The 12250-nt window shown below is 76.6% G+C and carries 5 protein-coding genes; 4 read left to right on the forward strand and 1 reads right to left on the reverse strand.

Annotated elements, in window-relative coordinates; all coding sequences use genetic code 11:
• The first annotated feature begins 6 nt into the window (after nucleotides 1-6).
• The 3 genes from ABT023_RS25680 to ABT023_RS25690 all read left to right on the forward strand — a co-directional run bounded on the left by ABT023_RS25680 (nucleotide 7) and on the right by ABT023_RS25690 (nucleotide 10834).
• A complete protein-coding gene (locus tag ABT023_RS25680; protein ID WP_350888954.1) occupies nucleotides 7-9156 on the forward strand; it encodes a non-ribosomal peptide synthetase/type I polyketide synthase in 9150 nt (3049 codons plus the stop codon).
• Nucleotides 9153-10352, forward strand: coding sequence for an MFS transporter (locus ABT023_RS25685; protein ID WP_350888955.1), 1200 nt, complete (start codon nucleotides 9153-9155; stop codon nucleotides 10350-10352). The genes ABT023_RS25680 and ABT023_RS25685 overlap by 4 nt, the downstream gene beginning before the upstream one ends.
• A gap of 68 nt (nucleotides 10353-10420) precedes the next feature.
• On the forward strand, nucleotides 10421-10834 hold the full coding sequence (locus ABT023_RS25690) for a type II toxin-antitoxin system Phd/YefM family antitoxin (protein WP_350888956.1): 414 nt from the start codon (nucleotides 10421-10423) through the stop codon (nucleotides 10832-10834).
• 118 nt (nucleotides 10835-10952) lie between these two features.
• On the opposite strand, the gene ABT023_RS25695 is transcribed toward ABT023_RS25690, so the two are convergent.
• Complete coding sequence (locus tag ABT023_RS25695) at nucleotides 10953-11396, reverse strand: response regulator (protein ID WP_350888957.1); 444 nt, start codon at nucleotides 11394-11396, stop codon at nucleotides 10953-10955.
• Nucleotides 11397-11587: 191 nt separating this feature from the next.
• On the opposite strand from ABT023_RS25695, the gene ABT023_RS25700 reads away from it, so the two are divergent.
• The gene (locus tag ABT023_RS25700) at nucleotides 11588-12163 is read left to right on the forward strand and encodes a GNAT family N-acetyltransferase (protein WP_350888958.1); all 576 of its coding nucleotides are present in this window, start codon (nucleotides 11588-11590) and stop codon (nucleotides 12161-12163) included.
• Nucleotides 12164-12250: the final 87 nt, after the last annotated feature.

The raw sequence follows: 12250 nt of genomic DNA on the forward strand, positions 1-12250 counted from the left end.
ATCTCGATGTTCGCCCACCCCACCGTCGACGCCCTCAGCGCGCACCTCGCCGCCGGTCCGAGCGCCGGCCCGAGCGCCGGCCTGACCGCCGGTCCGAGCGCCGGCCTGACCGCCGGCCCCGCGCCGACGCAGGCACCCACGGCGGACCGGCGGGTCGCGATCGTCGGCCTGGCCGCCCGGTTCCCGGGCGCGGACACCGCCGACGAGTACTGGCAGCGGCTGCTCGCCGGGGTGGAGAGCGTCCACTTCTTCACCCCGCAGGAGCTCACCGCGGCCGGGATGCCCGAGGAGGCCGCGCGCACCCCCGGCTTCGTGGCGGCCAGCGGCGTCCTGGACGACGTCGCCGGCTTCGACGCCGGTTTCTTCGGCGTCAGCCCCCGTGAGGCCGAGCTGCTGGACCCGCAGCACCGGCTGTTCCTGGAGACCTGCCACCACGCCCTCGAGGACGCCGGCTGCCCCGGCGAGACCGACGGACGGCGGATCGGCGTGTACGCGGGCGGCGGGATGAACCTGTACCCGCACCACACCTACCTGCGCCACCAGCTCCCGCAGGCGGTCGGCTCGGCCGACCCGGCCACCACGATCGGCGCGGCGCTGGGCAACCAGCCCGACTTCCTGGCCACCCGGGTCGCGTACCGGCTCGGGCTGACCGGCCCGGCGGTGACCGTGCAGACCGCCTGCTCCACCTCGCTGGTCGCGGTGCACCTGGCGGCGCGCGCCCTGCTCGCCGGCGACGCCGACGTCGCCCTGGCGGGCGCGGTGGCGGTGCACGTCCCGCAGGTCACCGGGTACCGGCACACCCCCGGGTCGATCCTGTCCGCCACCGGGCGGTGCCGGCCCTTCGACGCCGACGCCGACGGCACCGTCGGCGGCAACGGGGTGGCGGCCGTCGTGCTCAAGCCGCTCGACCGGGCGCTCGCCGACGGCGACCGCATCCACGCGGTGCTCCTCGGCTCGGCGGTCAACAACGACGGGGCCGGAAAGGTCGGCTACACCGCGCCCGGGGTGTCCGGGCAGGTGGACGTCGTCCGGCGCGCCCTGCGCGACGCGGGGGTGTCGGCCGCCTCCGTCGGGTACGTCGAGGCGCACGGCACCGGCACCGCCCTCGGCGACCAGGTCGAGCACCACGCCCTCGCCGAGGCGTACGCGCCCGCGCGGGCGTTCCTCGGCTCGGTGAAGGCCAACATCGGGCACCTGGACAGCTGCGCCGGGATGGCCGGCCTGATCAAGGCCGTGCTCACCGTCCGCTCCGGCCGCGTCCCGCCGCAGATCAACTTCACCCGGCCGAACCCCGCGCTGGGCCTGGCCGACGGGCCGTTCACCGTCACCACCGTCGCCGCCGACTGGCCGGCGACCGGGTCGCCCCGACGGGCCGCGGTCAGCGCCCTCGGCGTCGGCGGCACCAACGCCCACGTGATCGTCGAGGAACCGCCGATCCCGCCGTCCGGCCCCGGCGACCGGCCCGCCCCGGTCCCCGGCCTGCTCCCGCTCTCCGCCGCCGACCCGGCCGCGCTGGCCGCGCTTGCCCTGGCCCATCGGGACCGGCTCCGCGCCGACCCCGCCCTGCCGCCGGCGGACCTGGTGCTGACCGCCGGCACCGGTCGTCGTCACCTGCGCCACCGACTCGTTGCCCTCGGCGACTCGACCGCCGCGCTGGCGGACGCTTTGGACCGGCACGCCGCCGGCCTCCCGGCCGAGGTGGTCGTCGGCGACACCGGAGGGGACGCCTCCGGACCGGTCGCCCTCGCGTTCCCCGGTCAGGGGGACGTCCGCGAGGCGCTGCTCCCGCTGGCGGCGCGGTTCCCGGTGGTCCGCGCGGTGCTCGACGAGGCCGCCGACGCGTACCGGGCGGCGGTCGGCGGCGACCTGGTCGACCGGCTGCGCGAGGATCGCCCGCCCGCCGGCCGGTCCACCGACGTGGCCCAGCCGGCACTGGTCGTCGTCGGGGTGGCGCTGGCCGAGCTGTGGCGGTCATGGGGCCTGCCCGTGGACCACGTCCTCGGACATAGCGTCGGCGAGTACGCCGCCCTGGTCGCCGCGGGCGCGCTGTCCCTCGCCGACGCCGTCCGGCTCGCCGCCTGCCGGGGCCGCCTCATGGCCGACGGCCTGCCGCCCGGCGCGATGCTGGCGGTGCTGGCCGACCGGCTTGTCGTGGCCGACCTGATCGCCGGCTCGTCGCTGGAGCTGGCGGCGGTCAACGGGCCGGCCCGGCACGTCCTCGCCGGCCCGCCGGCCGAGGTCGACGCCGCCGCGGCCCGGGCCGACCGGCTCGGGGTGGTGACCCGGCGGCTCCCGGTCGACCGGGCGTTCCACTCGGCGGCCGTGGCGCCGGTGCTGGACCGTCTCCGGGAGCTGGCCGGCGAGCTCGCGTTCCGGCCCACCCGGCTGCCGGTCGTCAGCGCCCTCGACGGCCGGGTCCACCCGCCCGGCTGGCTGCCCGACGCCGACCACCTGTGCCGGCACGCGCGCGAGCCGGTGCGCTGGCACGACGCCGTGTCCGCCCTGTCCGCCGAGGGCTGCCGGACGGTGGTCGAGGCCGGCACGGACGGCGTGCTGACCGGCATCGCCGCGGCGGCCGGGCCGGTGCCGCGCTGGGTCCCGTCCCAGCGTCGCAACCTCGACCCCGCCGCCGGACTGTGGCGGGCTGCGGCCGAGCTGCACGTCGCGGGGACGCCGCTGGACTGGGCGGGGCTCGTGGGCGGCTACGGCGGCCGACGGGTCACGCTGCCCGCGTACCCGTTCCAGCGCCGCCGGTTCTGGGCCGACCCGCCGGCCGCCGATTTGCCGGCCGCCGGTCCGCCCGCCGTCGATCTGTCGGCCGCCGTCGTGCCCGCGTCGGTCGTGCCCGCCTCGGTCGTGCCCGCCTCGGTCGTGCCCGCGTCGATCGGGGCCTTGTCCGCGGGGTCCGTCGCCGCGCCGGTTCCTGCGGCGGGGGCGGACTCGGCGGTACTGGAGCGGGTGCGGGCGCTGACCGCCGAGCGGCTCGGCCTGACTGCCGCCGAGGTCGACCCGGACCAGAGCTTCTTCGCGCTGGGCGCCGACTCGCTTCTGCTGATCACCATGTCCCGGGAGATCGACCGCTTCTTCGCCGTCCGGGTGCCGGTGCGGGACCTGTTCACCACCGTCGACACCCCCCGCCGCCTCGCCGCCGCGATCACCGCCGCCGCCCGGGCGGCGACGGACCCGGCGGTGACCGCGCCTTCCGGGCCGCACCGGGCGGCGACGGACCCGGCGGCGGCCCCGCCTTCCGGGCCGGGCCCGGCGGTGGCCGGGTCCCCCGCGACCGGGCCGGATGCGGCCGGGCCGGATGCGGCCGTGCTCGCTCCGGCCGGCCTCGCCGCCGGCGAGGTCCGGCCGGGGTCCGGCGAGCTGGCCGGCATCATCCATCGGCAGCTGGACCTGATGCAGCAGCAGCTCGCCCTGCTCGGCGCCGCCTCCGGGCTCGGCGCCGGTCCGCCGGCCGGGGCGACCCCGGCCGTGCCGCCCGCCGCCGTGCCCCTCTCCGCCGAGCCGCCCGCCGCCGCACCCCTCGCCGCCGTGCCGGTCGTCGCTTCCACGGACGCCGTCGCGCAGCCGGTGACCCCGCCGGGCACCGCCGACTTCAGCCTCTACTTCTTCGGCGACTACCCCGACCAGGACCGGGACGACAAGTACGGGGTCGTCCTCGACGCGGCGGAGTTCGCCGACGCGCACGATTTCCACGCAGTCTGGATGCCGGAGCGGCACTTCCACTCCTTCGGCGGTCTCTTTCCCAACCCGTCGGTGCTCGCCGCCGCCCTCGCGGTGCGTACCCGGCGGGTGCGGCTCAACGCCGGCTCGGTCGTGCTGCCCCTGCACCATCCCGTCCGGGTCGCGGAGGAGTGGTCCATGGTGGACAACCTCTCCGGCGGCCGGATCGGGCTCGGCTGCGCGCCCGGCTGGCACGCCAACGACTTCGTCTTCCAGCCCGACCACTTTGGGCGGCACAAGCAGGTGATGTACGAGCACCTGGACACCGTCCGGCGGCTGTGGCGCGGGGAGGCGGTGCCGGCCCGGTCGGGCAGCGGCGAGCGGATCGAGGTACGCCTGTTCCCCCGGCCGATCCAGGCGGAGCCGCCGGTTTTCACCGCGATCGTCGGCAACCCGGACAGCTACCGGGAGGCCGCCCGCCGCGACGTCGGTGTGGTGACCAACCTGATGACGCAGGACGTGGCGCGTCTCGCCGAGAACGTCGCCCTGTACCGGCGTACCCGGGCCGAGCACGGGCTCGATCCGGCCGGCGGGCGCGTGGTGCTGCTGCTGCACGCCTACCTGGGCGAGGACGCCGAGCGGGCCCGGGCCGAGGCGTTCGAGCCGTTCTGCGCCTACCTGCGTTCCTCGTTCAGCCTGCTCGGGCAGGTGGTCAACAGCCTCGGCATGAACGTCGACCTGGCCGACACCCCGGAAGACGACGTCCGGTTCGTGCTGTCCCGGGCGTACGAGCGGTACTGCGCCGAGCGCGCGCTCATCGGGTCCCCGGCAAGCTGTCGGGCGGTGGTCGAGGCGGTGCTCGACGCCGGTGTCGACGAGATCGCCTGTTTCGTCGACTTCGGACTCCCGAGGGACGCGGTCCGCGCCGGTCTGCCGGCGCTCGACGCGCTGCGCCGGGCCACCCCACGCCGGATCGCCGCCCCCGCCGAGCAACCGGCGGGCAACGACGCACCGGCACCGGACCCCGGCAGCCCGGTGCCCCCGCCGCCCGCCGGAACCGCCGGAACCGCCGGAACCGGCGGAACCGACAGGGCCGGCGGAGTCGTTCGGACCGCGCCGCTGTCGTCCGCGCAGCGTCGGCTCTGGCTGGTGGAGCGGCTGCACCCGGGCACCCCCGCGTACCACGAGGGGGTGGCCGTGCGGCTGCGCGGCCCGCTCGACCACGCCGCGCTGCGCGGCGCGTTGCGGGACGTGGTCGACCGGCACGCCCCGCTGCGCACCAGCTACGCCGAGGTCGACGGGGAGCCCCGGCAGGTCGTACGCGCGTGGGTGCCGGTGCGGTGCCCGGTGCGCGACCACGCCGGCGAGGCCGAGGAGGCGACAGTCCGGGCCGCGCTGGCCGCCGGGAGCCGGCAGGTGTCCGACCTGGCCAGCGGGCCGGTGTTCGCCTTCACGCTGCTGCGCTTCTCCGCCGTCCACCACGTGCTGGTGCTGACGTTCCACCACCTGGCCACCGACGGCGGGTCGTACGCCGTGCTGACCCGGGAGGTCTCGGCCTGCTACCGGGCCCGCACCGTCGGCGCCGCCCCCGACCTGCCGCCGCTGCCGGTCACCTACCCGGAGCTGGCGGCGGCCGGCGCCGGCGAGCCCGACGACAAGGACCTGGCGTACTGGCGGGACCGGCTCGACCCGCCCCCGCCCACCCTCGTCATCCCGTCCGACCTGACCCGCCCGGCGCTGCCGTCGGCGGCGGGGGAGAGCGTCTTCCGGGAGCTGCCCGCCGAGCTGGCGGAGCGGGTACGGCGGTTCGGCCGGGACGAGCGGGTCACCCCGTTCACCGTCCTGCTGAGCGCGTTCGGGGTGCTGCTGTTCCGGTTCACCGGCCAGGCCGACCTGGTCATCGGCACCGGGACGGGCGGCCGGGACGAGCGGACCGCCGACCTGATCGGGTTCTTCGTCCGGACCCTCGCGCTGCGGCTGGACCTCACCGGCGACCCGACCTTCCGGGAGTTGCTCGCCCGGGTCCGGGCGACCGCCGCCGACGGGTACGAGCACGACCGGGTTCCGTTCGACGCCCTGGTCCGCGCGGTGGCCCCGAACCGCGAGGCCGGCCGTCACCCCCTCTTCGACGTGGTCGTGGAGTACGAGAGCGGCCCCGAGGCGTTCGTCTTCGACCTGCCGGGCGTCACCGCCGAGCCACTGCCGGTGGGCCTGGACAAGGCACCGGTCGACCTGATGGTCTACCTGTCGCACGGCGGGACGCTGCGCTGCCACGTCGAGTACCGCACGGAGGTGCTCGACCGGGCCACCGTGGACCGCCTGCTCGACCACCTCCACCGACTGCTGGATGTGCTGACCCGCGAGCCGGGCCTGCCGCTGTCCCGGTTGGCCGACCGGCTCGACGACCCGATCGCCCGCCCGGTCGGGCCGCAAACCGAACCCGTCGCCGACCGGCTGCACGACCTGTTCGTCCGGCAGGCCGCCCGGACCCCCGACGCGGTCGCCGTGGTCTGCGGCGAGCGCCGGTGGACGTACCGGGAACTGCGCGGCCGGGCCCGGGACCTGGCCCGGCGGGTCGCGGCGCACGGCGTCGGGCCGGACGACCTCGTCGCCGTGCTCCTGCCGCGCCGGCCGGAGCTGGTCGCGGCGCAGCTCGCCGTGCTGATGGCCGGCGCGGCCTTCGTGCCGCTTGACCCCGACCTGCCGGCGGCCCGGCTGCGCGACCTGCTCGCCGACAGCGGCGCCCGCCTGCTGCTGACCGCCGCCGACGTCCCCGACCCCACCGCCGGGGTGGTCCGGGTGCTGGTGGACGGGCCCGCCGAGCCGGACCTGGCCGACCCGGTCGACGCGGCCCGCCCCGGGCATCTCGCCTGGTGCGTGTACACCTCCGGTTCGACCGGCCGGCCCAGGGCGGTGGGCGTGCCGCACCGGGCCGCCGTGGACGTCGTCGACTGGCACGTGCGCGCCCTGGCCCTCACCGGCGCGGACACCGTGGCGCACGCCCTCGGCCTCGGGTTCGACGCGAACCTCGCCGAGATCCACCCGGCGCTCGCCGCCGGTGCGATCCTGCACCTCGTGCCGTCGCGGGTGCGCGCGGACCCGGCGCGGCTGGTCGCGGAGTGGCGCCGCGCCGGGGTCACCGTCGCCTTCCTGCCGGCGCCCCTCGCCGAGCTGGTTCTCGCGCTCCCGACGCCGCCCGCCCCGACGGTCCGGGCCCTGGTGGTCGGCGGGAGTCAGTTGCGCCGCCGGCCGCCCGCCGGGTATCCGGCGGCGGTGCTCAACGCGTACGGGCCGACCGAGGCCGCCGTCGTCACCACCGCCGGCCCGGTGCCGGCCGCCGGCCCCGGCCCGATCGACATCGGCCGGCCCGTGGACCACCGCCGGCTGTACGTGCTGGATCGGCGCGGCGCGCCGGTGCCGCCGGGCGCGGCCGGCGAGCTGTACGTCGGCGGCACCGGGCTCGCCCGGGGCTACCTGGGCCGGCCCGCGGCGACCGCGGCGGCGTTCCTGCCCGACCCGTTCGCCGCGACGCCCGGGGGCCGGATGTACCGGACCGGGGACCTGGTCCGGCTCCGCGGCGACGGCGCGGTGGAGTTCCTCGGCCGGGTCGACGACCAGGTGAAGATCGCCGGGCACCGGGTCGAGCCGGGCGAGGCCGCCGCCGCGCTCGCGCTCCTGCCGGGGGTACGGCAGGCCACCGTCGTCGCCCGGCACGACCGGGCCGAGCCGTACCTGGTCGGGTACGTGGTCGGCGGCGACGACGGCGAGCCGCCCGCCGTCCGGACCGCCCGGCTGGCCGCCGAGCTGGGGGAGCGGCTGCCGGCCCACCTCGTCCCTCGGGCGTGGGTGACGCTGGACGCCCTGCCCACCGGGGACACCGGCAAGGTCGACGTCGCGCGGCTCCCGGCACCCGACCAGCCGCCCGCCGGGGAGGAGCCGGGCCCGGGCCGGGAACGGCTCGTCCACGACGCCTGGTGCGCGGAGCTGGGCGTGGCCCAGGTGCCACTGGACGTCTCGTTCTTCGCCGCCGGGGGCGACTCCCTGGGCGCGGTCCGCCTGGCCAACCGGCTACGTGAGGCGCTCGGCGTCGAGGTCGGGGTGGACCGGGTGCTGCGCAGCCCGGGCGTCCGCGTGATGGCCGCCGAGCCCCCGCCCGCCCCCGCCGGTCCCGGCGGCTCGACTGGTCCGGCCGCCCCGGCCCCGCGCCCCGGCCCGGCGGAGTGCGACGTCGCGGTGCGGGACCGGGCGCCGGCGACGTACCAGCAGGAGCTGATGTGGCACCGGCAGCGCCTGGCCCCCGACCCGGCGGCCGTGCACATGGCGGTACGCGTCGACCTCGCCGGCCCGCTCGACGTGCCCGCCCTGGCGGCGGCGGTCGACGCCCTGGTCGCCCGGCACGAGGCCCTACGTACCCGCGTCGTGGCGCACGACGGCGCGGTGGTGCAGGAGGTGCTGGCCCACCGACCGGTCCCGGTGCCGGTCACCGACCTCGCCGCCGACCTCGCCGGGACGCGGGCGTGGTGCGTGGCGGCCGGCCGGGAACCGTTCCCGGCCGACGGGCCGTGGCTGCGGGCCCGCCTCGCCCGGCTGGCCGGCGACCGTTGGGTCCTCCTGATGGTCGTGCACCATCTGTGCGGGGACGGCTGGTCCATGCTCCAACTCCTCGACGAGCTGGGGCGGGGCTACTCGGGTGCGCCGCCCGACCGCGCGCCGGCGCTGCGCTACGTCGACCACGCGCGCCGGCAGCGGGCGACCCGGGTCCCGCCGGCGGTGCTGCGCCACTGGCGGGACCGGCTCGCCGACGCCCCCCGGGCCGTCCCGCTGCCCACCGACCGGCCCCGGCCGGCCACGCCGTCGGGTCGCGGGGCCGAGTACGCCTTCGACGTGCCGGCCGACCTGACCGGCCGGCTGAACCGGCTCGCCGCCGACGCGGGCCTGACGTTGTTCCCGCTGCTCGCCGCCGCGTACGCGCGGTTGGTCGGCGAGCTGACCGGGGCCCGGGACGTCCTGCTGTCCTGCCCGTACGCCCACCGGGACGGGCGGGAACTGGAGCCGGTGGTCGGCCTGTTCACCAGCACCCTTCCGCTGCGGGTGCGGCTGCGCGACGGGGAGCCCCTCGTCGACCTGGCGGCCCGGACCGACGCGGTGTTCCTCGACGCGGTGCGGCACCAGCCCGCGCCGTTGCCGGTCCTCCACGCCGTCGTCGACCCGGACTGGCGGATGGGGGATCCGCCGCCGCTGACCGGCGCGATCTTCGCCTGGAATCCGGGGATGCCGCCGCTGCGCCTGGCCGGGTTGGCGACGGACGTCACCGACCAGGGGCTGGATTGCGCGCGCCGGGACTGGGCGCTGATGGTCACCCCCGCCTGCGGGGGCCTGCGGGGTGTCGTCGAGTATGCGACGGACCTGTTCGACGAGGCGACCGTCGCCGGCCGGTGCCGCCGGTACGTCGACATCCTGACGTGCGCGGTCGCGGACGCCCGGTGAGCCTGTGGCGCAACCGCGCGTTCAACCTGCTCTGGGTCAGCCAGTGCCTGTCCGATCTCGGCACGGCCATGTCCAGCCTGGCCCTGCCGCTGCTCGTGCTGTACCTGACCGGGTCCGCCGCGCAGGCCGGTGCGGTCGGCACGGCTGGCCTGCTGGTCACCCTGGTCTCTCGGCTGCCCGCCGGGGTGCTCGCCGACCGGTTCGACCGGCGTCGGCTGATGGTGGTCTGCGACGTCGTCCGGATCGCCGGGTACGCGGCGCTGGGCGTGGCGGTGCTGGCCGGCGCGGCCAGCACCGCGATGATCCTGGCGGTGGCCGTGGTCGGCGCGGTGGCCAACGCCGTGTTCAGCACCGCCGAGCACGCCGCCGTGCGCAACCTGGTCCCGTTGGACCAGCTCTCCACCGCCGTCGCGCGCAACGAGGCCCGGGCGTACGGCACCCAGCTCGCCGGCCCGCCGCTGGGCGGCCTGCTGTTCGGGCTGGGCCGGTCGCTGCCGTTCGTCGGCAACGCGGTGACCTATCTGCTCTCCCTGCTGGCTGTCCTGCTCATCCGCGAGCCCATGCAGCAGCCCCGCGAGCAGGCCCCGTCGTCCGGGGGCGCGGCGGTGGCCGAGGGCGTCCGGTTCGTGCTGCGCAACCCGTTCCTGCGTGCCCTGCTGGTGATCGCCGCCCCGCTCAACATGGCGTTCACCGGGATGATCTTTGCGATCATCGTGTCGTTGCAGCGGTCCGGGACCCCGCCGGTCCTGGTCGGGGTGGCCAGCACCATCTTCGGCCTGGGCGGGTTCCTGGGCGCGTTCGCCGCCCCGGTGTTGCAGCGGTGGCTGCGGCTGCCGACCCTGGTCATGGTGCTGTGCTGGGCCACCGCCGGCCTGATGGTCGTCAGCGCCCTCTTCCCGGCCAGCGTGCTGGCCGCCGTGCCGCTGGCCGCGGCGGTCTTCCTCGGGCCCACCGCGAACGCGGTCCTGTTCGGCTACCAGGCGACGATCACCCCGGACCGGCTCCAGGGCCGGGTGGTCAGCGTCATGTTCCTGGCGGCCACCTCGGCGGCGGCCCTCGCCCCGGGGCTGGCCGGGCTGCTGCTGGCCCAATTCTCCAGCGGGACGGCGATGCTGATCTTCCCGGCGCTGGTCGCCGTGTCCGCCGTCACCGCGACGTTCAGCACCGGGATCAGGACGATGCATGCCGAGCCCTGAGCTGCGACGACGGCCATCGTGGACGGTCGGGGACATTTATTGTCGTACCCCGTCGTCAGCATGGAGGCATGGCTGCCCCCGCCCTGGCCCACGAGCCCACCCCGCCGCGTGCCCTGCCGTTGCGCGAGGCCCGCACCCGACTGACCCAGCTCATCGCGATGGCCGAGCTGACCGACGCGGTCACGTTGGTCACCCGCGACGGCGACCCCCGTCCGATCGCCGCGATCGTGCCCGCCTCCGCCGCCCGCTCGGCGGCGCAGGCCCGGGCCGACGCCGACCGGCTGGCCACGGTGACCGCCGGTTGGGCCCGCCGCCTCGACGAGCTGCACCGGCAGAGCAGCCGGCGGCACGCCGCCGAGCTGGGGGTCCTCACGGCGGCACTCGCCGAGGTCTGGGCCGAGCTCGACCGCCGGGTCGTCCCCGGCAGCGACCCGGCCCTGGCCCGGCTCCGCGCCGCCCACGCCGACCTGCTGCGCGACTGACCCGCCCGGCTCCCCACCGCCGCCCGGTCCACCCTCGCCCGGTGACCGGCCGGTGCGGTTGCCTCCAGGTGTGATCTTCAGAGGCCCTATGGCGTTACCTGAGGTCGCGATATCGGCTCTAACGGCGTTTCCACCAAGGCCGCAGTCCGGGCGCTTCGGCGGTGGTTGGCGTCATTAGGGACTGGGCGGTTGGCTTGCTGACGACCAAGCTGATCTCGCAGATGGCGCTGTTGACGAGCACGCCCTCACAATCGGGGTCGGCCGCGGCCATCTGGAGGAGAACCTCACCGGACATGCCCGCGTTGAACCGGGGGCCAAGGTTCCGTAGTGCCGCTTCGGGATCGGCGTATGCCAGCACACGTGGCCGTCCGTCGCCGTGAGTGGTCCTGCCCGCGCCAAGGCCGCCGCTAGCGATTTGCCCGTGCGCACCATGGGCGGGCACCCCGGTGGCCACAATGCCGACCGTGGAGGCCCGGAATAGCCTGAGAAAGCGCTCGTAGCTCTCTGGTGTCTTGGTTTCCGCGTGCTCCGACATGACATCGGACAGCGGGGTTTCACTCATGCAGCGGACGATACCTAGAGGCGTCGTCCCAGTGCGCTTCGAGGACGAAGAAGATGAAGCAGAGGAACTACGTCCAGGCAGGCGATGACTGCCGGCCGGTTGCGTCCAGCCCGCGTCCCGGGGTGGCCGATTGCGATCAGTCTGTGGTCTGCTACCCGGGTCCCTGAAGTCTGCCGCCCCTGGGAGGCCCGGTGTTCGCTCGCGCCCTGACCGCCGACGCCGAGCTGCGCCCGCTGGAGCCGTGGCGGGCCGAGGAGTTCCTGCGCAACCTGGACCGGGCCCGGGAGCACATCGCGCCGTGGGTGGGCGCGTCCTTCGTGGCCACCGACCTGCCGTCGGCCCGCGCGGTGCTGCAACGCTACGCCGACCGGTGGGCCGGCGACGCCGGGGGAATCTGGGGGATCTGGCTCGACGGGGTGCTGGTCGGCGGGGTGATGTTCGTGGCGTTCGACACCACGCTCGGGGTCTGCGAGGTGGGCTGTTGGCTGGAGCCGGCCGCGGAGGGACGCGGCCTGGTCACCCGCGCGGTCGGCGTCGTCCTCGACTGGGCGGTGGGGCAGCGGGGGATGCACCGGGTGGAGTGGCGCACCAACGCCGACAACGCCCGTAGCCTGGCCGTGGCCCGGCGCCTAGGCATGCGCCACGACGGCACCCTGCGGCAGGTGTACCCGGGGCGCACCCGGCGCATCGACATCGAGATCTGGTCGGTGCTGGCCGACGAGTGGCGCAACCCGTCCACCGCCGTCCCGCCCCCTGCGGCGACCTGACGGGCTTCGGACCGGGACAGGTTTCCGACCGTCGCGCCGCCGGTTCCCACCATCCGCTGAGGACGACCGTCGGCGCGTCGCGCCCGG

Origin of the sequence: Micromonospora sp. NPDC002296, assembly GCF_040296145.1 — a bacterium.
In the GTDB taxonomy this organism is placed as follows: Bacteria; Actinomycetota; Actinomycetes; order Mycobacteriales; family Micromonosporaceae; genus Micromonospora.